A 21977-nucleotide genomic window follows, 5' to 3' on the forward strand; every position below is an offset into this window, starting at 1 on the left:
CTGCAATGAATTTGAATTCTCCAGCGTTTCTGCCATGTTCGCGCCCAAAGCAGAATGCAAAGCGCCGGCGACCTGGCCGGCCTCAGAGCTGAAGGACTTTCCATGGCGAAACCGGCAGTGGTGGTGGTGGGCGCGGACAAGGGCGGGGTCGGCAAGACCACGGTGTCGCGGACGTTGCTCGATTATTTCAGCGCCAACAACGTCCCCACCCGGGCGTTCGACACCGAGCATCCGCGCGGCACGCTGAAGCGCTTCCACCCGGAAATCACCGAGATCGTCGACATGAACTCGACGCCGGACCAGATGAAGATCTTCGATACCCTGAGCGCGGTGGCCCCCTCCGTGACCGTCATCGACGTCCGCGCCGGTCTGATGTCCCCTACCCTGGCTGCGCTGCGCGACATCGGCTTCCTCGACGCCGCCCGCTCCGGCCAGATCACCTTCGCGGTGTTCCACATCCTGGGCTCCTCGATCGCCTCGCTGGACGAGATCGCCGAGACGGCGAGCTACATGATCGGGGCAAAGTATTTCCTGGTGAAGAACTTCATCAACAACACCAGCTTCTTCGAGTGGGACCAGTCGACCTACAATTCCTACTTCCACCGAATCAAGGATGCGACCGAGCTGACCATCCCGAAGCTGAACGAGATGGCGTTCGAGCAGGTCGAGGTCGCCTCGGTGCCGTTCCTCAAATTCGTCGCCAACAAGGGCCCGCGCGACGAGGCCGCCAACTACTCCTTCGTGCTGCGCGGCTATGTCCGGCATTGGCTGGCCAATGTCTGGAGCGAGTACGACCGCATCAAGCTGACCGACATCGTCGGCTCGACCAAGGCGGCGGCGCCACGGCCCGCCGGGGAAAAATAGCAGGTCCGTGAAGGATGGGGCTTTATCGCAAGCGCATTTGACCTGATATAGGTCGGATGCCCGCGACGCCCGTCTACATCGTCTGCTCGCCCCGGCCGCAGTCCGGGAAGACGCTGCTTGCGCGGGTCTTGAGCGAGTTCCTGCTGCTCCAGAACGGCCAGGTGCTCGCCTTCGACGTCACCCTGCGCGAGCCGTCGCTGCTGGATTTCCTGCCGCAGATCACCGAAACCGCGACCATCGAGGACACCTACGGCAAGATCCAGCTGATGGACCGGGTCATCCTCAACGACGGAATCCCCAAGGTGATCGACCTCGGCTACTACTCGTTCGACGAGTTCTTCAAAATGTCCGAACAGATCGGCTTTTTGAAGGAGGCCGCGCGGCGGAACGTGGTCCCGATCGTGCTGTACTGCGCCGAAGGCGACCGGGTGTCGATGCGCGCCTACGACGCCCTGCGGCGGCAGATCCCGAAGAACCAGCTGATCGTGGTCGAGAACGACCACGTGCTGCGCGAGGAGCTGCCCCAGCTGTACAGCCGCAGCAGACATCTCAAGATTGCCGCGCTGCCCGCGTTCCTGAAGACCTATATCGAGCGTTACTCGTTCTCCTTCACAGGCTATCTGCGCCAGGAACGCGATTCCTCGACCGAGCTCTATCAATGGATCCGGCGCAACTATTATGCGTTCCGTGAGATCGAGATGGAGCTGGTGATGCAGCGCTCCTGACGCCCCGCTCTAATGCCCTTCGAACGAGATCAGCGTGCGCACGGGCACGTCGAGGGCGCGCAGCTTGGCGGCGCCGCCGAGGTCCGGCAGGTCGATGATGAAGCAGGCGGCGACCACGCTGGCGCCGATCTGCCGCAGCAGCTTCACCGCGCCCTCGGCCGTGCCGCCGGTGGCGATGAGGTCGTCGACTAGGATCACGCGCTCGCCGGGCTGCACCGCGTCGACATGCATCTCCATCTCGTCGGTGCCGTATTCCAGCGCATAGGACATGCTGACGGTCTTGTGCGGCAGCTTGCCCTTCTTGCGGATCGGCACGAAGCCGGCCGAGAGCTGATGCGCCACGGCGCCGCCCAGGATGAAGCCGCGCGCCTCGATGCCCGCGACCTTGTCGATCTTGGACCCGGCCCAGGGATGCACCAGCTCGTCGACCGCGCGGCGGAACGCACGCGCGTCCGCTAGCAACGTCGTGATGTCCCGGAACAGGATGCCCGGCTTGGGGTAGTCCGGAATGGTGCGGACCGTGTTCTTGATGTCCAGATCGAACGTCATCGTGCTCTCATCCACTCTGTATGTTGCCGTCATTGCGAGCGAAGCGAAGCAATCCAGGGGCCGCGAGAGAAGAACTGGATTGCTTCGTCGCTGCGCTCCTCGCAATGACGGTGTTGATCAACTCCCCGGCTGATTGAGCCGGAACGCGTTCTCCACGATCCTCAACCCCACGGCATCGCCGAGCGACATCAGCGATTCCGGGTGGAACTGCACGCCGCCGACCGGCAGCGTCTTGTGCTCGATCGCCATCGCCACGCCGTCCTCGGTCGCCGCCGTCACCGTCAGCACCTCGGGCATGCTGTCGCGCTCGACGAACAGCGAATGATAGCGGCCGATCACGATCTCGTTCGGCAGGCCCTGCATCAGCCGGCCACCGCGCACCTGGACCCGCGAGGGCCTTCCATGCGCGGGCTGCGCGAGCTGGCCGAGCTGGCCGCCGAAATACTCGCCCATCGCCTGCACGCCGAGGCACACGCCGAAGATCGGCAGCTTCTTCGCGAGCGCCGCGTCGATGGTCGCGGAAATCTTGAAATCCTCAGGCCGCCCCGGCCCCGGCGACAGCACGATGAGATCCCAGCTGCGCTCGGCCAGCATCTTCTGCGCATGGACGTAACGCACCACGGTGACGTTGGCGCCGACCTGGCGGAAATAATCGGCCAGCATGTGCACGAAGGAGTCGTCGTGGTCGATCAGCAGCACGTTCTTGCCGGAGCCGGTCGCATCCGGCGCGGTCGAGGACAGCGGCTTCGGCGGATCGCCGCGCAGCGCCTGGAACAGCGCCGCCGCCTTGACCTGGCACTCCTTGTCCTCGGCCGCGGGATCGCTGTCGAACAGGCAGGTGGCGCCGACGCGGACCTCGGCGAGCCCGTCCTTCATGCGGATCGTACGGATGGTGAGACCGGTGTTGATCGAGCCGTCGAAATTCACCGCGCCGATTGCGCCGGCGTACCAGCGACGCGGCGAGCGCTCATTGTCCTCGACGAACTGCATTGCCCACAGCTTTGGCGCGCCGGTCACGGTGACGGCCCAGGCGTGGGTCAGAAACGCGTCAAGCGCATCGAAGCCCGGCCGCAGCATGCCCTCGACGTGATCGACGGTGTGGAACAGCTTCGAGTAGGTCTCGATCTGCCGGCGCGCCAGCACCTTGATGGTGCCGGGCACGCAGATGCGCGCCTTGTCGTTACGATCGACGTCGGTGCACATGTTGAGCTCGAACTCGTCCTTTTCCGAGTTCAGGAGCTGGCGGATCTGCTCGGCATCGCCGATCGCGTCGCGGCCGCGCGCGATGGTGCCGGAGATCGGGCAGGTCTCGACGCGGCGGCCATCGGAACGGACGAACATCTCCGGCGAGGCCGAGACGAGAAACTCGCCATCGCCGAGATTCATCAACGCGCCATAGGGCGACGGGTTGATGCGGCAAAGCCGCTGGAACACTTCGGCCGGCGAGCGCTCGCAGGGCTCCGCGAACAGCTGGCCGGGTACCGCCTCGAACAGGTCGCCGCGGGCGAACGCCGCGCGGGCCTTCTCGACCGTCGCCTGGTACTCGCCGGGCGCGTGGTCGGCAAAACCCTGGCGTGGCTCCTTGAGGTAGACGCTGGCATCGGTGTCGTGCGGCAAGCCGGAGGTCGACTGGCCGTTCCAGGAGAAATCGTAGGACAGCACCACGCCGCGGCCAGTGGCGCGGTCATAGGCCAGCAGACGATCGGGCACATAGAGCACGATATCGCGCTGGTCTTTCTCGCGTGGGCGCTTCTGCTCGAGGTCCTCGATCTGGAACACGAGGTCGTAGGCGAAGGCGCCGAACAGGCCGAGCAGCGGGTCGTCATTGGCGGAGAGCGCCGCGATCATCGCGCGCACCAGCGACATCACGCTGGCGCGCCGCGTCCGCTGGTCCTCCTCGACCGGCGCGGGGCCGCGCAGGATGTGGCCGGCGAGCCGCGCCGGCGAGGCCGCGGTGATGACCACGCAGGGCTCGCGCAGCGTGTCCTTGAGGAACGCGATCAGCACCTCGCCGCGCTTGTTCAGCGCCTGCAGGGTGAAATCGGTGCCCTTGGTCTCCAGCACCAGCGGCGGATCGGCGAAGCCGAGGTCGAAGCTCTCGTAGCGGCCGGGCACGGTCGTGCCGGAGGACAGCACCACGCCGCGGCGGCGGTCGAGCAGGTCGATCAGGTCGTCGAGCCGGCTGGCGCCGCCGGAAAACTGCTCGACGGCGCGCGTGATCGCGAGCCCGCTCGAGGTGCGGTAGTCACTGCGGGCCGGAAGGGCGAAAACGGTCCTGTTCATGGGGTCCTCTTGGGCGTCCTCTTACGAAACTTGCCGAGGAAACGCCACACAGGACCAACCGGAAGCCGCCGCTGCGTGGCGGCCCCTCTGCGATCGAATGTCAAATGAATCGCACCGGCCACCTTTTACAAGGTGCGCCACCAGAGACGGGCTGGGCGGACAACGGTGCTCATGGGGCCGAAATGACCACGGGGAACGGCCGGGGTCAAGGGCGGCGGGGACACAGGTGGGTTCGCCGCTGGTGCTTCCGCGGCCGTCACTCCGCTCATCAGGCCGTATCGAAGCCGAGAAGCAAAGCGCGGCTGATTTTCACCGCCGTCATGCCCGCGCAGGCGGGCATCCAGTATCCCACCAGCGCTGCGGCTCGGGTCGATGGGCCGCGGCGTACTGGATCCCCGCCTTCGCGGGGATGACAGTTGAGCATGGAGAAGAATTCCCGCGACACACTCTGCCCGAGTCATGATCATCAACACCGCGCTCCAAGTCGAGGGCGCAGGGACGGCCGGGCATCGGCCGATGCCCATGGCCCGCCTGCAGCAAAAAAAGCAGGCGGCAGTCGCCACAGGGACGCGCACATCAAAGCATGAACTCTGAAAAAGAGAGCAAGAATATTTTCGCGTCGAGGACTGGTCAGGCCAAATCAGCTTGAGCGCGCGGGAGAATTCGAATTCTTGGCACATGCGGCGAGGCAGATGGTCTGGCCGGCGTGTAGGAGCCGGCCGGCAACTCCGGCTGGCTCTCCCCGACGCGGGCGCGATATGCGCGCTGACGGAAAGGATGCTGAGGGGCGGCCGTCTCCGACCTCCCCCCCCACGCGCTACGCCGCAGCGCCGGCGGCCAAGGCTTGGGCTTCGGCGGCGGCACGGGCCATGCTGGACGACATTTCGTTTGTCACCGTGCTCTGCTCCTCGACCGCGGCTGCGGTCGAGGTGACGTATTCGCTGACGTTGGTGATCGCCTGCTTGATGGAGCCGAGCGCCGTCACGACATCGCCGGAGATACCATTGAGATTCTCGATTTCCTGGGCGATCTTGTCGGTGGCCTGCTTGGCCTGGTTGGCGAGGCTCTTGACCTCGGATGCCACGACCGCGAAGCCACGGCCGGCTTCGCCCGCTCGCGCGGATTCGATGGTGGCGTTCAGCGCCAGCAGATTGATCTGACCGGTGATGTTGTTGATCATCTCGACGATGCCGCTCATGGCCTGAGCTGCGTCCGACAGCCGCTGAGCCTGGCCGTCCGCGGCAGCGACCTGCCCCACAGCCCCCATCGCCGTCTCGCGCGACTTGGTCATCGCTTCCGAAATCTCGCGCACCGACGCGTTCAATTCCTCCGAGCCCGCCGCGACAGATTCCATCATCGCTCGGACACGCTCGTTGCCCATCCGCACCAGCACTTGGCGGGTGACATCGGTTGCGTACTTCACCACCTTGAACGGCTTGCCGTTCAGATCCAGGATCGGGTTGTACGAGGCCTGGATGTAGATCTCCTTGCCGCCCTTGCCGATCCGCTTGTATTCCGCGGCCTGATATCGGCCACGGTTCAGATCCGCCCAGAACTCGCGATACGCGGCACTGTCGCGTTCCGAAGGCTCGACGAACATGCTGTGGTGCTTGCCCTTGATCTCGGCCAGCGTGTAGCCGAGCGCATGCAGGAAGTTGTCATTCGCCGAGATGATCGTGCCGTCCATGTTGAACTCGATCACGGCCTGCGATTTGCCGATGGCATCGATCTGACCGGCGAGGTCCGCATTCTTCAGCTTCTGCGCGGTGACGTCGGTTGCAAATTTGACGACGCCGAACGGCTTGCCGGTGGCGTCGAGCATCGGATTGTAGGTGGCGAGAATCCAGACTTCCTTGCCGCCCTTCCCGATCCGCTTGTACTCGCCGCTCTGATATTCGCCGCGATTGAGAGCCGCCCAGAACTCGCGATAGGCCGCACTGTCGCGCGCCGACGGCTCCATGAACATGCTGTGATGCCGCCCCTGGATCTCGTCGAGGCGATATCCAAGCGCATCGCAAAAGTTCGGGTTGGCGGTCACGACGGTACCGTCGAGCTTGAACTCGATCACCGCCTGAGCGCGATCGATCGCGGTGATCTTCGACGCGTCTGCCATGCTGCGCAGCTTCTTCGCCGTGATGTCGGTGGCGAATTTCACGACCCGCACCGGCCTTCCATCGTCGCCGAGAACAGGGTTGTAGGACGCCTCGATCCAGACCTCGCGGCCGTCCTTGGCGATCCGCTTGAACTCGGCCGCCTGGAATTCGCCGCGGTTGAGAGCCGCCCAGAAGTCGCGATAGGCCGCGCTTTCCCGCTCCGCCGGGGACACGAACATGCTGTGATGCTTGCCCTGGATCTCCTCGAGCCGATAGCCGAGCGCGTCGAGGAAGTTCTGGTTCGCGGTGATGATGGTGCCGTCCAGATTGAACTCGATCACCGCTTGGGAGCGGCTGAGCGCATCGACGATCGCCTGCGCGTGACCCTTGGCTGACCTGCGGCCGAACATTCTTCTTCTCCGTAATCCGGCGCTGTCGCTTGGAGGACAGCGCTTCCCGTCCATTTGCAGGACCCTCAGCTTTCGGACCATGAATGCCGCTGCCAGCGTCTCCGATCCCGTGCGGGGCGGAACCTATTTGAATCAATTTGTAAAAGTGTTTGTCCGATCGCAGACAGAATGGCCTATTTCTGCCGTCGCCATTAACCCGATCGAGACGGTCGCTTCGTCGGCGCCGACCGTTGAACCAGGAACGGTAAAACTTTGCGGCTGGTAGCTGATGGTGGAGTGCCTTCGGCTGCGCGGCAGCAAGATTTCACCGTAATAATACGGCCTCGCTCGACGATGCGGATTGCAGCGGCAGATCGTTGCGACATCCGGCTCGTTGACGAGGACTCACGAATCCGCTGAGTATGCATACTAATGGGCTTACATCGCGGCACGACTCCGCACGGAAGCTGATTCCGGTGCCGCGCAAGGATGAAAACTGGGCAGGATCGATTGCGCGTCTTCTCGTATCTCGATCGGTACCCGTTGTTTCGGTCGCGCGACAGCGAGTTCGTGCGCGATCGCCTGATCAGCGTTTACGGGATCGATCGTTTCGAAAGCCATGACGCCACGTTCGGCATCGAAGCCAATCTTGCGCAGTTGACCGCCACGGGCTTGGCGTTCTGCTCCTACGACGGCGCGACGTCGCTTTCGTTTCCGGAATCGACGATCGTCAGGCAGTTCTTTTCGATCCGCGGGACGGCCGGTTATCGCATGGGCAGCGCAGATCATACGATCGCTGCCTGGAGCCCGATCGTATCGGGACATTCGAGACTGGATCTGTCGTTTCCCGCCGGCTACCGCCAGCTGGTGCTGCGGATCGAGGTCGCGCCACTGCAAAGCCTGCTCAGAGCCATCCTCGGCGACGACACTGACCGTGACCTGAGTTTCGAGGACGACGATCCGGATCCGGCGGTCATGGCGTTCGTTCGCCAGGATGTCTTCAAGGTTGCGGACGAATTGCAGAGGTTCGGAAGCAACTACTCCGCCTTGGCGATCGCGGAGCTCGAACGGAGCTTGATGACCAGGCTGCTGCTGGCTCACCGACATAATTTCAGCGACCGCCTCCACATCGCCCCGCGGCGGGTCAATCGCGCCGTCGTCGACATTGTCGAGTCCTATATCGAGGCCCATTGGGATGAGCCACTTGACATGGCGAGGATCGCCGGCCTCGCCGGCGTGAGCGTGCGATCGATCTTTCGGGAGTTTTCGGAGACTGGACGCGGAACGCCTGGCCAGTTCGCCAAGCGCGTGCGGTTGCGGCGAGCGGCGGAGCTGCTCGGCACGCCCGATGACAACACGAGCGTTGTCTCGGTCGCCTTCAGGTGCGGCTTTGGCAATCTGGGGCGATTTGCGTCGGACTATCGCGGTGAAATGGGCGAGCTGCCCTCGGAGACCCTGCGCAAGGCGCGAACGAGGCAGGGACATCGGGCGACGGACGATCCCGACCAGCTCTGACGAGCGTTATCGCCCAACTACGCCTGCTGCGTCGGCCGCCTGAGCCCCAGCTCCGCGAACTTCAGCTCTGTCGCCGCCACGGCATTCTCATACACCTCGCCGCGCTCGACGAAATAGTTGAAATAGCCGGCCGGCGTCTCCGGCTGGATCTCGACCAGCTCGACGCTCTTGTACTTCGGATCGGTGATGACGCCGGCCGCGATCAGATCGTTGATGCGCTTGAGCGCGTCGACCTCGGCCTTGTAGCCGACCGAGAACCACATCTCGGTGGTCCAGTCCTGCACCTCGAACCAGTTGGCGGGCGCCTGCCCCTGCCATCCCTGGGCGAGCGGGCGAACGGCGAAGACGCGGTCGAAGCCGTGCAGCTCGGAGACGATGCAGGCGCGGTGATAGGCGCCGTCCATCTGGCCGCCCGGAAGCCTGGTGAAGCCGTACAGCGACAGCCATAGCGCGGCCTTGACCGCCTCCGGCGTGATCGGGCGGATGGCGCGCTCGGCGAGCACGTCGGAGGCGTAGCGCAGGTCGCGCCTGGCGGTCGAGTGCCGCGCCTTGACGGCATGGGCGTTACGGATCGACTTCTCCGACGGCAGCAGCGCCCGCGCGGCGTCATTGCCGTAGAGACATCCGATGCCGGTCTCCGGATCGTAGGTGTTGAACACGACGCCGATCGAGGTGCCGTTGAGCGTCTCGGCAGCGTGCATGAAGTCGGCCTCGCTGCGCACCGGGACGTATTGCTGCGCCGGCATCAACCGGTCGGCGAGCACGTTGAACGGGCCGTCGCGCCAGTCGGGCCAGGACACGAAGCGCGCCAGCGCCTCCGCATAGGCCGGCCTGAAGACGCCGGGATAGCCGAACAAGACGGTGCGCAGCTGCGAGCCGGGATCGCGAGCGCGGTCGGATGAGATCAGCTGGTCGCGCAGATCGAGCCCTTGCAGCCACGCCGACAGCACCAGGATCTGACCCGAGGTCGCCGTAACCAGGTCCGGGGTGACGCCCCAGGCGCGGGCGGTGTCGAGGAAGCCGGCGCCATGGGCATTCAAGCCGCCCAGTCCGGCGAGCGCAAAGGCCACACGCACCGCCATCTCCATCAGCCGAAGGACCGGGGAATGCTACCTCAGATTGTTCCACTGATGCAAACCGGGGATGCACCACATCGTGCGACAGGTGAACGAGGATCGCCAGGGCCGGACATGCTCGCCGTTCAAAGGCTCGCAATTCTGCGGTGATTCGCGGGCATAAGGCTGGTTGGAGCGGGCGAAAAGCTGCAGCCGTCGGCTGTGATCCAGGTCACAACCTCATGTTGCGCGCGTGCGCACGACCCTATTTACGCACCACCGGTTGTGACAATCCCAAAAAGTTACATAACTTGGCCGGGCATGCGGGCAACACTGTTGTCTATCTGCAATAGTGTGGCAATGATTGGTTAACCATATTGAATTACCTTGGTTAACATGGCTCGCGGCAAACAGCCTTCCGTGTCGCATGCGCTCCCGAAGCAGCAGACGCTGCTCGATTGCTTCCTCGAAGCGCAGGCGAAAAGGACGAAGCGTCGTCGGCGCTCCGCCGATGCGGCGACCGCCGGCAACGGCCTGGATCAGGCGAACGGCCCATCGGCCGACGATGCCGAGGCGCTCGCCGCCGAGAACGATCCCGCCGATGCCAAGGCCGCCCGCGCGGTCTGACACCGCGCGGCACGATGCAGGGCCGGCGTGCCGGCCCCCTCACCTCATCCGAGATGCTTGTGGAAGAACGCCGTGGCGCGGCCCCAGGCCAGCTCGGCGGCGGCGCGGTCGTGCACCGTCATCCGCTGCTCGTTCACGAAGGCATGCTCGGCATCGTAGCGATACAGCTCCAGCGACTTGCCGGCGGCCTGCATCGCTTTTTCGAAACCGTCGACCAGCGCCGGCGTGCACCAATCGTCCTTGTTGGCGAAATGCGCCTGCAGCGGGATCTTGACGTCGGCGGGCTTGGCGGCCTGCTCCGGCGGAATGCCATAGAACACGACGCCGGCCGCGAGCTCGTCGATCTTGGTGGCGCCGATGATCGTCACCGCGCCGCCCAGGCAGAAGCCGGTGAGGCCGACCTTGGCGCCGTTGCGCGCCAGATATTGCGCCGCGCCGCGCACCGTCTGCGTGGTCGCGTCCATGAAGTCGAGCGAGTTCATCTCGCGCCCGGCCGCGTCCGTGTCGTGATAGGGCACCACCGTGCCCTTGTAGAGGTCCGGCGCCAGCGCGTTGAAGCCGGCGAGCGCGAAGCGGTCGCACATCCCCTTGATCTGGTCCTGCAGGCCCCACCATTCCTGGATCACGACGACGCCCGGCGCATCAGCCTTGGCGGCCTTGGCGAGATAGCCCTTGGCCTCCTGGCCGTCGGGGCGTTTGAAGCTGACGAGTGTGCCCATGATGGTCCTCCGAAGTTTCTGATTGGGGATTGGGGAAGCGGTTTACCGCAAATCTCGCGACGGTGCGACTGCGGGCGTCGGGCCTTCGCTCGAACGTGAGAGCGCCCCCTGTTGCCCGGATGAGCGGAGCGACATCCGGGTTCATCGCCGGCACCAATGCGAACCCGGATATCGCTCCGCTCATCCGGGCTCCGCGCATCACATCGGCACGGCGCGCAACAAAAAAAGCCCCCGCAGGGGCTTTTTCAATCTCATACCGCGATCGACGGTGCCGCTCAGTGCGCCGCGGCCCAGACGCGCTTCTTGGTGAAGTACATCAGGCCGGCGAAGATGATCAGGAACACGAAGACCTGATAGCCGAGGCGCTTGCGGGCTTCCATGTGCGGCTCCGCGGTCCACATCAGGAAGGTCGAAACGTCGTGGGCGTACTGGGCGACGGTGGTCGGCGAGCCGTCGTCGAAGGTCACCTGGCCGTCAGACAGCGGCTTCGGCATCTTGATCGCGTTACCGGGGAAGTACTTGTTGTAGTACGAGCCTTCCGGAATGGTGACGCCATGCGGCGGGTTGTCCTCGTAGCCCTGCAGCAGCGCGTTGATGTAGTTCGGGCCCTGCTCCTGGAACTGGGTGAAGAAGTCGATCAGGAACCAGGGGAAGCCGCGCTTATAGGAGCGCGCCTTGGCGATCAGCGACAGATCCGGCGGAGCCGCGCCGCCGTTGGACGCACGCGCCGCCTGCTCGTTCGGGAACGGCGCCGGGAAATAGTCGGCCGGGCGGCCCGGACGCTCGAACATGTCGCCGGCGTCGTTCGGGCCGTCCTTGATCTTGTACTCCGCCGCGAAGGCCGCGGCCTGGGCCGGGGTGTAGCCGGGACCGCCGGGCTCGGCGAGATTGCGGAACGCCACATAGTTCAGCGAGTGGCAGTTCGAGCAGACCTCCTTGTAGATCTTCAGGCCGCGCTGCACGGCGCCGCGATCGAACTTGCCGAACGGCCCGGCGAACGACCACTTCGCCGACGGCGGCATCTCGGTGCCCTCGCTGGCCCGGGCCTCGCCCATGCTGCCGGCGAACAGCGACGCGGCGGCGACGATCGCGACGATCGCCGAGACCATCGGCGCGGCGCGGCCGGACTTGGCCAGCACGTCGTCGGCGATCGAGTTCGGCAGCGGACGCGGCTTCTCGATGCGGGCGAGCAGCGGCAGCACGATCAGGAAGTAGGCGAAGTACAGCACGGTCAGGATCCGGCCGAGCACGACATAGACGCCCTCCGGCGGCTGCGCGCCGAGATAGCCGAGGCCGATGCAGACCACGAAGAAGATCCAGAAGAACTGCTTGCCGAGCGGACGGTACTTGTTCGAGCGGGTCTTGGCCGAGTCGAGCCAGGGCAGGAACACCAGCACGATGATCGCCGCGAACATCGCCACGACGCCGGCGAGCTTGTTCGGGATCGAGCGCAGGATCGCGTAGAACGGCAGGTAGTACCATTCGGGCACGATGTGCGCCGGCGTCACCGCCGGGTTGGCCGGGATGTAGTTGTCGGCCTCGCCGAGATAGTTCGGCATGTAGAAGATGAACCAGGAATAGAAGATCAGGAAGCAGGTGACGCCGAAGAAGTCCTTGATCGTCGCGTACGGCGTGAACGGCACCATGTCCTTTTCGGTCTTGGGCTCGACGCCGGCCGGGTTGTTCTGACCGGCGACATGCAGCGCCCAGACGTGCAGCACGACCACGCCGGCGATCAGGAACGGCAGCAGGTAGTGCAGCGCGAAGAAGCGGTTCAGCGTGGGATTACCGACCGAGTAGCCGCCCCACAGCAGGGTCACGATGCTCTCGCCGAAATACGGCACGGCCGAGAACAAATTGGTGATGACGGTGGCGCCCCAGAAGCTCATCTGGCCCCACGGCAGCACGTAGCCCATGAAGCCCGTCGCCATCATCAGCAGATAGATGATGACGCCGAGGATCCAGAGCACCTCGCGCGGCGCCTTGTACGACCCGTAATAGAGACCGCGGAACATGTGGATGTAGACGGCGAGGAAGAACATCGACGCGCCGCAGGCATGCATGTTGCGCAGCAACCAGCCGTAGTTGACGTCGCGGACGATCAGCTCGACCGACTTGAAGGCGAGGTCGGCGTGCGGCGTGTAGTGCATCGCCAGGATGACGCCGGTCAGGATCTGCACGCCCAGCATCATCGACAGGATGGCGCCGAAGGTCCACCAGTAGTTCAGGTTCCGCGGCGTCGGATAAGCGATGAAGGACGAGTGGACCAGGCCGATGATGGGGAGTCGTTGCTCGAACCACTTCAAGGCGGGGTGGCTCGGCTGGTAGCTAGATGGTCCACTCATGATGCGTTCCTGAAAGAATTATCTTGCACGATCGAGCTTGAGCTTGCGGACGAAACGTCCGCTCAGCCGATCTGGATCTTGGTGTCGGAAACGAACTGATAGGGCGGGACGGGCAGGTTCAGCGGCGCCGGTCCCTGGCGGACACGCCCCGAGGCATCGTACTGCGAGCCGTGGCACGGGCAGAAGAAGCCGTCGTAATTGCCTTCATGGGCGATCGGGATACAGCCGAGATGGGTGCAGATGCCGATCACGACCAGCCACTGCTCGTGGCCGTCCTTGGTGCGGGACTGGTCGGTCGCCGGATCCGGCAGGCTCGACACCGGGACCGCGCGGACCTCCTCGACCTGCTTCTTGGTGCGGTGGGAGATGTAGATCGGCTTGCCGCGCCAGAACACCTTGATGTCCTGCCCCTCGGCGACCGGGGTGAGGTCGACCTCGATCGGCGCACCGGCCGCGATGGTCGACGCATCGGGATTCATCTGGGAGATGAAGGGCCACAGGGCGGCCACGCCACCGACCGCTGCGGTCGCGCCCGTGGCGACGAATAGAAAATCCCGGCGTGTCGGATGATCCGCAGTAGACGCTGTCACGATTCCAACCCTTTCTTCGTTGCAGCCGGAGCAACGCCCCGCTCGACGTGTCAGATCTCAGCGTTGGAGATCACGTGACCGGGAGATGCCTGCCGGCGCCCGCGTCCCCCGCGGCGGCAGAAAACGGCTCGTGCTACCGCCCCGGTAGGAACAAGCCGTCCAGAATCGTTCTATTGGCACCCTTGCGATACGAGCGCAAGCCCGCTATCGGCCCCGCAGCACGCCATGCACCAATTCCCGCTGGCTTGGCGGACTTTCCGCCTCATCCTTAAGACCTATTCGCATGCAGATCGCGCTCTATCAGCCCGACATCCCGCAGAACACCGGAACGATTCTGCGCCTGTGCGCCTGTCTCGGACTCGCCGCCCACATCATCGAGCCGGCCGGCTTTCCGGTATCCGATCGGCAGTTCCGGCGCGCCGGCATGGACTATCTCGATCAGCTCGATTGGCGGCGGCACGATTCCTGGAGCGCGTTCGAGGCCTGGCGGGCCACGGCCGGCCACCGCCTGCTGCTGCTCACCACCAAGGGCGCAGCATCCTACCTGGATGTCAGCTATCGCCCGGATGACATCCTGCTGCTCGGGCGTGAGAGCGTCGGCGTGCCCGCGTCGGTGGCAGACGCGGCCGACGCGCGGCTGCGCATTCCGCTCAAGTCAGGCATGCGCTCGCTCAACGTGGCGATGGCGGCCGCGATGGCCGCCGGCGAGGCGCTGCGCCAGGTTGGACATTTCGTCCAATTGCAATCCACGGAAGGAGCGCGCGAGTGAGCTACGCGGTGAAGGAAATCTTCATGACCCTGCAGGGCGAGGGCGCCCAGGCGGGGCGTGCCGCCGTGTTCTGTCGCTTCGCCGGCTGCAATTTGTGGAGCGGCCGCGAGGCCGATCGCGCGACGGCGACGTGCCGGTTCTGCGACACCGATTTCGTCGGCACCGACGGCACGCTCGGCGGCCGCTACGACAGCGCGGCGGCCTTAGCCGAAGCAATTGCCGGGCAATGGACAGGCGGCGCGGCCGACCGCTATACGATCCTCACCGGCGGCGAGCCGCTGCTCCAGGTCGACGCTGACCTGATCGGAGCGCTCCACGCCCAGGGCTTCGCCGTAGGTGTCGAGACCAACGGTACGCTCATTCCGCCCGACGGTATCGACTGGATCTGCGTCAGCCCGAAGGCCGGCGCCGAGTTGAAGCTGCGGCAGGGCCATGAGCTGAAGCTGGTCTATCCGCAGCACGGCGCCGAGCCGGAGACGTTCGAGGGCCTCGCCTTCAGCCGCTTCTCGCTGCAGCCGATGGACGGGCCGGAGGCGGCCGCGAACACGGCGCGCGCCATTGATTACTGCCAGCATCATCCGCAATGGCGGCTCAGCCTGCAGACGCACAAGATGATCGGCATCAGATAGGGATCGTTGACTAACCGATGTGGGAATTGACCAAATCGTTCACCTTCGAGGCCGCGCATGCGCTGTCGCATACGACGCTCGGCGAGGTGAGCCAGGAGATCCACGGGCACTCCTTCCGCGCCGAGGTGACCGTGCGCGGCACGCCGGACCCTAAAACGGGAATGGTGGTCGATTTCGGCGTGCTGACGCAGCGCCTGGGCGAGATCCAGGCCACGCTCGACCACAAGTTCCTGAACAGGATCGAGGCGATCGGGCTGCCGACGCTGGAGAATCTGGCGCGCTTCATCTACGAGCGCGTTCGCTCCATCGGCCACGTCACCAAGGTCAGCGTCCACCGCGACAGCTGCCGCGAGACTTGCACCTATTTCGGTCCGCAGGACTGATCGATTGTGGTAGGACCTCACCTGCAGCGATAGCTATACTGTCACTTCCGACTGTCATGGACGCTTGACGGCGGGGTGAACGCCAATGTGCCGGGGGGAACGTTCATGACCACTGCCGCCATCGAGGATCGCAAGGCCCGCGCCCGCGCCTGGTTCGAGAATCTGCGCGACCAGATCTGCGCGGCGTTCGAGCGGCTCGAGGACGAGGCGCCGGCCGAACTCTTTCCGCGCGCGCCGGCCCGCTTCGTGCGCACGCCGTGGGAGCGCACCGACCATGCCGGCGGCCCGGGCGGCGGCGGCGTCATGAGCATGATGCACGGCCGGCTGTTCGAGAAGGTCGGCGTGCACTGCTCGACCGTGCATGGCGAGTTCGCCCCGGAATTCCGCAGCCAGATTCCCGGCGCCGCGGAGGATCCGAGGTTCTGGGCGTCGGGCATCTCGCTGATCGCCCATCTGTGGTCGCCGCACGTGCCGGCGGTGCACATGAACACCCGTTTCGTCGTCACCACCAAGGCGTGGTTCGGCGGCGGCGCCGATCTCACCCCCGTGCTGGATCGCAGGCGCAACCAGGAAGACCCGGATACGGTCGCCTTCCACGCCGCCATGAAGAGCGCCTGCGACGCGCACGCGGCCGTCGCGTCGTATGACAAGTACAAGCGCTGGTGCGACGAGTACTTCTACCTGCCTCACCGCAAGGAGCCGCGCGGCATCGGCGGCATCTTCTACGACCACCACGATTCCGGCGACTGGGAGGCCGACCTCGCCTTCACGCAGGCCGTCGGCCGCGCCTTCCTGACGGTCTACCCTGAGCTGGTCCGGCGCAACTTCAACGCCCCCTGGACCGAAGCCGACCGCGAGGAGCAACTGATCCGCCGCGGCCGCTATGTCGAATTCAACCTGCTTTATGACCGCGGCACCACATTTGGGCTGAAAACCGGTGGCAATGTGGAGTCCATTTTGTCGTCGATGCCGCCTGAAGTGAAATGGCCCTGAAACTCTCGTTTGATTGACCCGTAAGCCAAATATGACCGCCGCCCTGCCCCGCGCCATGCTGATCGACATGGATGACACCATCCTGTCGGCCTATGGCCGTCCCGAGATCGCCTGGAATATCGTCGCCACCGAATTCGCCGACGAGCTCGCGCCGCATACGCCGCAGACCGTGGCGGCCGCGATCCTCGCCTCCGCGCGCAGCTTCTGGTCGGTCGCCGGCGCCGAGTGGCGGATGAAGCTGATCCAGGCGCGGCAGGAGGTGGTCAAGGGCGGCTTTGCGCAACTGACCAGCGCCGGCCCTGCCCTGCCGATCGAGCTCGCGATCCGCATCGCCGACCGCTTCACGGCCTATCGCGACGAGCAGATGTTCGTCTTTCCCGGCGCCCATGAGGCGATCGACGAATTCAAGGCGCGCGGCGTCAAGCTCGCGCTGGTCACCAATGGCGAGGCCGGGCAGCAGCGCGCCAAGATCGAGCGCTTCGCGCTGGCGCACCGTTTCGACCACATCCAGATCGAGGGCGAGCACGGCTTCGGCAAACCCGAGGAGCGCGCCTATTGGCACGCCATGGAGCGGCTCGGCGTCGGCCCCGAAGACACCTGGATGATCGGCGACAATCTGGAATGGGAGATCGAGGCGCCGCAGCGGCTCGGCATCTATTCGATCTGGATCGACGTGCATGGCGACGGCCTGCCCGAAGGCACGCACGTCAAGCCCGACCGCATCATCCGTTCACTAACCGAGCTGCTGCCGGGTTGACGCGCGGCGTTAGCCGGCCGTTCACCGTCGCGGCACACGCGCTCTTAACCAGGCCAGCCGTTCGCGGCCGCCCCCGGGGCCTTACGGAACTTCCGTAACCGAATTGAAATTCGGCCACGCGTCTCATGCGGCGGGGCTTGGAGGGGAAGAGGCGCCAGCACGTGCGCGCCGTTTCGACCGATCGCAAGCCGTTGGTGCAGCGTCGGTGTCATGGCTCTCAATCTGCCGCAGATCTCCTTGAGCGTGTCGATCAAGAACTCGCTCCTGACCTCGGTCTTCCTGCTGCTGGCGATCCTCGGCGGCGTGTCGGTGATGGCCACGATGCGGCTGTCGGCGCTGCAGGACGCGGTCGAAGCCATCAATCATGAGCGGCTGCCCAGGATCCACGCGCTCGGCGATCTCAACGTCAGCATCGCCCACGCCCATCTCGTCGCCATCCGCGCCGCGCTGTCGACGGCGCCGGAGCCGCGCGCCGATGCCGAGGGCGAGCTCCGGCGCCGCATCGTCGAGGTGCAGGCCAGGATTGCGAGCTTCAAGGAGATGATCGGCTCGGATGCGCCGATGAGGATGGCGTTCGACCAGTTCGTCAACAAATGGGACCTGTATCTGAAGCAGCAGGCGGTGATGCTGGAGCCGGAGGTCGGCGCCAACCGCGATCGGCTGGAGCATGTCGTCAACGTTCAGACCCCGCCGATCTTTCAGTCCGTGGTGGACGCGATCGGTCATGGCATCAAGCTCGCCGATCATCGGGCGGACAGCGCGATCGAGAGTGCGACGCTCGATGCGCAGCTGTTTCGCATCGTGCTGTGGTCGGTCAACGGCGTCAGCGTCATGATCGGGCTGGCGACGCTGTTCTTCGTCATCCACGACGTGTCGATGCCGATCTTCCGGATCACGCGCAGCATGGAGGCCATCGCCAAGGGCGAGCTGCAAACCGAAATCCCCTATGCGGATCACACCAACGAGCTCGGCCTGATGGCGCGGGCGCTCGCCGTGTTCCGCACGAGCCTGGTCGAGAACGAGCGCCTGAATGCGGCGACCCGGACCCTCTCCGAGCTGAGCGAATGGCTGCAATCGGCCAAATCCGAGCCCGAGCTCTACCAGATGATCTCGACGGTGCTCGGCGGCCTGATGCCGGAATGCACCGGCACGCTCTACATCTATGCCGACAGCCGCGACCTGCTCGAGCTCGCCGCCGAATGGAACGGCGAGGCGCGTACCCGCAGCCTGCACCCGGACGACTGCTGGAGCCTGCGCCGCGGCCACGTCTACATCCATGGCACCAGCGAGGTCGAATTCCGCTGCGACCACGTGCATGACGGTGTCGACGAAAACTATTGCTGCATCCCGATCCTCGCCCATGGCGAGACCGTCGGCCTGTTGCATGTCGAGTACAATTTCAAGGGCGAGGAGACCGAAGCCGAGGCCAAGGCGCGCTTCGCCGACCGCGCCCGGCTCGGGCTTGCCTGCGCCGAGCATCTGTCGATCGCGATCGCCAACATCAAGCTGCGCGAAGGCCTGCGCGATCAGTCGCTGCGCGACGCGCTGACCGGATTGAACAACCGTCGCTATCTGATCGAGACCGCCCGCCGCGAACTGCTGCGCGCCGCGCGCAGCCGCACGCCGGTGAGCGTCGTGACGCTGGACATCGATCACTTCAAGTCGTTCAACGACAATCATGGCCACGAGGCCGGCGACACCGTGCTGCGTCATGTCGGCGAGATCCTCAAGGCCAGCTTCACCGACAATGACGTCCCCTGCCGACTCGGCGGCGAGGAGTTCGTGGTGATGCTGCCGAACTGCGGAATCGAGGAGGCCGCGCTGCGCGCCGAGGAGCTGCGTACCCGCGTCGAGGCGCTCAACATCAGCTATGGCGACGGCATGCTGCCGCGGGTCACGGTGTCGATCGGCGTCGCCGCCTATCCAGAAGCCGGCATCGATCTGACCGAGATCCTGCGCGTCGCCGACGGCGCGCTGTATCGCGCCAAGCAGAAGGGACGCAACCGGGTCGAGCTCGCCCCGGGCGGCATGGTGCCGCCGATCGACGAGGTCACGAACCGGGCCGTGGCAACGCTCGATGCGATCGTCGCACGCGCCGAGACCAGGCCGATCGCGAGTTCTCCTTCGACCGCTCCAAGCGCGGTCCGGTCGAGCTGACCTGCTGCGACGCACGGCTGCGCACCACGCTCCGCATCGGTCAAACAACCGACATGGAATCGACGGCGCCGAAGCTCGTGCGCCGGTCGTGGATCACATCCCAAGATTGTGATACTTATCGACCGCGCTTGAACAAGCGAAGGCCTGCTGATGACATCACACGAGACCTCTGCCGGCGCTGCCGCCGCGACGTCCGGAAAGTCCGCGGCGGTCGTGGACGCTGAGCCGCCACCGGGCGTCTGGGCGCGCTTTCTGGACTGGAATCAGAAGCTGTCGGTGGTCAAGAACCTGACCTTCATCACCATCGCCACCGGCTTTCTCGGCGGCTACTTCCAATATCTCAGCGCCTATGACGCCAAGGTCAGCGCGCTCGCCGAGGCCGACATGAAGGCTGCGACCGAGACCTTCGTCACGATCTCCAATGCCTATGCCGAAGCGCAGATGCTGCAGGAGCTGATCTTCTACAATTTCGCGGCGGCCGTCTCGGCCGGTGTCGATCCCGGCGACAAGGCGCTGACGACGAAAGCGGGCAGCGAGAGTTTCGCGCCCTACACCAAGGCGCGGATGGCGCTGCGCCAGAACAGCAGCATCTTCGCGCACAAGGCGGAAATCTATATCGACTGGGCCAGCGACCTCGGCCGCGATCCCGACGCGCCGCGCGTCCTGGACCAGGATCCGCTCAACGAGGCGCTGCTCGGCACCTATGATTTCGACTGCGATTCCGAGGCCAACATGCCGCGGCTCGGAGTCACGGGACCGGCTGTTGATGATGCCGACCCGTGCCGGGCCAATGCGCCGCCACCGCAGCCGGCCCAGCGCGTCAATCTCTGCGCCAGGCGGGACAGCGGCCGGCGGCCGGTCACGATCGACTGGCAGAGCGCCAAGCACCATCTTCTGACGATGCATTTCTGCTTCGAGCAGTCGCACCGGCAGATCTCGACCGCGCGGGTCTGGGCGTCAAGCAATACGGTCAGCGATGACAGGGTGAAGGCGTTCAGGGACAATGAGGCGCGCTACCGCGCGGCGCTCGACAAGCAGGTGGTGCGGTTGAACGCGTTCATGAGCCTCGCCATGGCGCGGCTGGAGAGCATTCGCGTCAAATATCGCCCCTCGGGCTTTCTCTGCCATCTGCCGCTGCTGCGCGACGCCGTCGGCCTGTTCAGCCGGGAATGCACACCGATTCGTGTCAGCGGATGAGGCCCCCACACGCCGCTCGATCTATGCCGCTGGAAGCAGGTGCCGCACGGCCGAGGCGATCATCACGCCGCCGCCGGTGATCACGGCGGCATCGAGGATCGCGGCGTGGATCTGCACGGGCATGCGCGCGACGAAGGCTTTTGCCAGAAAGGCGCCGGGCACGGCGACGGCGCCGATCAGCAGCGCCAAGGCCAGCACCTGCGCCGTGACGACGCCGGCGAGGCCGAACACCGAGATCTTGATCACGCCGGTCACAACCGAGATCATGGCGTCGGTGGCAATGACCGCGGCGCCTTCGAGGCCCGCAGCCATCAAGAGCGACAGCAGGATGACGCCGGAGCCGGAGGTGCCGCCGACGAGCACGCCATAGCCGACGGCGCCGGCCGCGAGCCCGCCATTGCCGATCCGCACATCCCGCTTGCGCAGGATGCGCCGCAAGGGAACGCTCATGATCAGCATCGTGCCGATCACGAAGGCCGCGCCGGCGTTGGTCAGCCGGGTGTAGCCGTAGGCGCCGAGCGCCGTGGTGACCGCAGCTGCGGCGATGACGATACCGGCCCGCGTCCGGTCGGCATGCTGGATGTAGGCGACGACACGGCTGAGATTGGTGAGAATCGCGGAGATGGCGATGATCGGCACCACCGGCTCGGCGCCGACCATCGGCACCAGCACCAGCGGCATCAGGGCGCCGGTGCCGTAGCCGGCGAGGCCGCCGATGATGGAAGCAAGGAGAGCAACGGACGCGACGAGCAGGAGCTGTAGCAGCGAGATATCGGCAAAGCCTGCCAGAAAATTCATGACCATCCGTCGCGGTTGACGCGCGCCGCCGCCTGATCGGCGATCGCGGTCAGCGATGCCTCGCGCTCCGCACGGTGCCAGCGAGCCATCATCTGCGAGAGCCAGCTCATGGCCGAGATGCGGCTCCTCCGCAACCCCAGGCGCAATGAATTCGCATGCGCCAGGCGATCACGTCGGCGCGACGAAGTCCTGCTGCAACAACACCGCGCGATGGGCGCAAACGACTCGGCCACACGCAGAGGCCGATGGCTCAGAGCTCGGTGTAATCCCGCGCCGTGTGCTCGCCGGACCAGATCTTGTCGGAATCATAGATCCGCTCCCGGCGCTGGGGTCTGAAGTCGCTCAGGCGAACGACCGCTGCCGTCGCTCGGACCGGGGCCTCGACGTCGGACGCCACGTCGGAAGACCCGAGGGGGCGGCTGCGGATGATTTCGGGCTTACTCAAGCGGATGCTCCTGCATCCGAGAATGTTACGTTATAACGTATCACAAAATCAAGTCGGCCGGAGATCTTCGCCGCAGCCACCACCTGACGAGCCCC

General features: G+C 65.2%; 20 protein-coding genes. 11 read left to right on the forward strand and 9 right to left on the reverse strand.

The window, feature by feature from the left end; all coding sequences use genetic code 11:
* The first annotated feature begins 102 nt into the window (after positions 1-102).
* Both BRAO375_RS01665 and BRAO375_RS01670 read left to right on the forward strand, forming a co-directional pair.
* Complete coding sequence (locus tag BRAO375_RS01665) at positions 103-864, forward strand: P-loop NTPase family protein (RefSeq protein ID WP_009025709.1); 762 nt, start codon at positions 103-105, stop codon at positions 862-864.
* A 56-nt stretch (positions 865-920) separates the two neighbouring features.
* On the forward strand, positions 921-1589 hold the full coding sequence (locus BRAO375_RS01670; RefSeq protein WP_009025710.1) for a hypothetical protein: 669 nt from the start codon (positions 921-923) through the stop codon (positions 1587-1589).
* A gap of 9 nt (positions 1590-1598) precedes the next feature.
* Here BRAO375_RS01670 and BRAO375_RS01675 read toward each other — a convergent pair whose 3' ends face one another.
* The 3 genes from BRAO375_RS01675 to BRAO375_RS01685 form a co-directional block, all read right to left on the reverse strand.
* Entirely contained in the window at positions 1599-2138 is a 540-nt protein-coding gene (locus BRAO375_RS01675; protein WP_009025711.1) for an adenine phosphoribosyltransferase, read from the reverse strand.
* A gap of 117 nt (positions 2139-2255) precedes the next feature.
* Positions 2256-4421: an anthranilate synthase component I gene (locus BRAO375_RS01680; RefSeq protein ID WP_009025712.1), complete on the reverse strand. Its 2166-nt coding sequence runs from the start codon at positions 4419-4421 to the stop codon at positions 2256-2258.
* A gap of 817 nt (positions 4422-5238) precedes the next feature.
* The gene (locus BRAO375_RS01685; RefSeq protein ID WP_009025713.1) at positions 5239-6924 is read right to left on the reverse strand and encodes a methyl-accepting chemotaxis protein; all 1686 of its coding nucleotides are present in this window, start codon (positions 6922-6924) and stop codon (positions 5239-5241) included.
* Positions 6925-7413: 489 nt separating this feature from the next.
* Between BRAO375_RS01685 and BRAO375_RS01690 the strand changes: the two genes are divergently transcribed.
* Complete coding sequence (locus BRAO375_RS01690; protein WP_009025714.1) at positions 7414-8418, forward strand: AraC family transcriptional regulator; 1005 nt, start codon at positions 7414-7416, stop codon at positions 8416-8418.
* A gap of 17 nt (positions 8419-8435) precedes the next feature.
* Here BRAO375_RS01690 and BRAO375_RS01695 read toward each other — a convergent pair whose 3' ends face one another.
* Positions 8436-9494 carry a hypothetical protein gene (locus tag BRAO375_RS01695; RefSeq protein WP_009025715.1) on the reverse strand — a complete coding sequence of 353 codons (1059 nt, stop codon included), beginning with the start codon at positions 9492-9494 and terminating at the stop codon, positions 8436-8438.
* 399 nt (positions 9495-9893) lie between these two features.
* Here BRAO375_RS01695 and BRAO375_RS01700 point away from each other — a divergent pair, with 399 nt between their 5' ends.
* The gene (locus BRAO375_RS01700) at positions 9894-10100 is read left to right on the forward strand and encodes a hypothetical protein (protein ID WP_244423095.1); all 207 of its coding nucleotides are present in this window, start codon (positions 9894-9896) and stop codon (positions 10098-10100) included.
* A 44-nt stretch (positions 10101-10144) separates the two neighbouring features.
* On the opposite strand, the gene BRAO375_RS01705 is transcribed toward BRAO375_RS01700, so the two are convergent.
* The 3 genes from BRAO375_RS01705 to petA all read right to left on the reverse strand — a co-directional run bounded on the left by BRAO375_RS01705 (position 10145) and on the right by petA (position 13757).
* The gene (locus tag BRAO375_RS01705) at positions 10145-10819 is read right to left on the reverse strand and encodes a dienelactone hydrolase family protein (protein WP_009025717.1); all 675 of its coding nucleotides are present in this window, start codon (positions 10817-10819) and stop codon (positions 10145-10147) included.
* Between the two features lie 275 nt (positions 10820-11094).
* A complete protein-coding gene (locus BRAO375_RS01710) occupies positions 11095-13164 on the reverse strand; it encodes a cytochrome c1 (RefSeq protein WP_035638359.1) in 2070 nt (689 codons plus the stop codon).
* A gap of 62 nt (positions 13165-13226) precedes the next feature.
* On the reverse strand, positions 13227-13757 hold the full coding sequence (gene petA / locus BRAO375_RS01715; protein ID WP_085962816.1) for a ubiquinol-cytochrome c reductase iron-sulfur subunit: 531 nt from the start codon (positions 13755-13757) through the stop codon (positions 13227-13229).
* Positions 13758-14037: 280 nt separating this feature from the next.
* On the opposite strand from petA, the gene BRAO375_RS01720 reads away from it, so the two are divergent.
* The 7 genes from BRAO375_RS01720 to BRAO375_RS01750 all read left to right on the forward strand — a co-directional run bounded on the left by BRAO375_RS01720 (position 14038) and on the right by BRAO375_RS01750 (position 20639).
* The gene (locus tag BRAO375_RS01720) at positions 14038-14523 is read left to right on the forward strand and encodes a tRNA (cytidine(34)-2'-O)-methyltransferase (protein ID WP_009025719.1); all 486 of its coding nucleotides are present in this window, start codon (positions 14038-14040) and stop codon (positions 14521-14523) included.
* Complete coding sequence (gene queE / locus BRAO375_RS01725) at positions 14520-15152, forward strand: 7-carboxy-7-deazaguanine synthase (protein ID WP_009025720.1); 633 nt, start codon at positions 14520-14522, stop codon at positions 15150-15152. The genes BRAO375_RS01720 and queE overlap by 4 nt, the downstream gene beginning before the upstream one ends.
* 17 nt (positions 15153-15169) lie before the next feature.
* The gene (locus BRAO375_RS01730) at positions 15170-15535 is read left to right on the forward strand and encodes a 6-pyruvoyl trahydropterin synthase family protein (RefSeq protein WP_035638362.1); all 366 of its coding nucleotides are present in this window, start codon (positions 15170-15172) and stop codon (positions 15533-15535) included.
* Between the two features lie 105 nt (positions 15536-15640).
* Positions 15641-16528: an oxygen-dependent coproporphyrinogen oxidase gene (gene hemF, locus BRAO375_RS01735; RefSeq protein ID WP_009025722.1), complete on the forward strand. Its 888-nt coding sequence runs from the start codon at positions 15641-15643 to the stop codon at positions 16526-16528.
* 31 nt (positions 16529-16559) lie between these two features.
* Positions 16560-17285, forward strand: a complete 726-nt coding sequence (locus tag BRAO375_RS01740; protein WP_009025723.1) for an HAD family hydrolase — start codon at positions 16560-16562, stop codon at positions 17283-17285.
* Between the two features lie 210 nt (positions 17286-17495).
* Positions 17496-19442, forward strand: a complete 1947-nt coding sequence (locus tag BRAO375_RS01745) for a sensor domain-containing diguanylate cyclase (protein WP_009025724.1) — start codon at positions 17496-17498, stop codon at positions 19440-19442.
* 150 nt (positions 19443-19592) lie between these two features.
* Positions 19593-20639, forward strand: a complete 1047-nt coding sequence (locus BRAO375_RS01750) for a hypothetical protein (RefSeq protein ID WP_009025725.1) — start codon at positions 19593-19595, stop codon at positions 20637-20639.
* A 21-nt stretch (positions 20640-20660) separates the two neighbouring features.
* Here BRAO375_RS01750 and BRAO375_RS01755 read toward each other — a convergent pair whose 3' ends face one another.
* On the reverse strand, positions 20661-21437 hold the full coding sequence (locus BRAO375_RS01755; protein ID WP_009025726.1) for a TSUP family transporter: 777 nt from the start codon (positions 21435-21437) through the stop codon (positions 20661-20663).
* A 250-nt stretch (positions 21438-21687) separates the two neighbouring features.
* Positions 21688-21882: a hypothetical protein gene (locus BRAO375_RS01760; RefSeq protein WP_009025727.1), complete on the reverse strand. Its 195-nt coding sequence runs from the start codon at positions 21880-21882 to the stop codon at positions 21688-21690.
* Positions 21883-21977 lie beyond the last annotated feature (95 nt).

The organism is Bradyrhizobium sp. ORS 375, assembly GCF_000239775.1.
Lineage (GTDB): Bacteria > Pseudomonadota > Alphaproteobacteria > Rhizobiales > Xanthobacteraceae > Bradyrhizobium.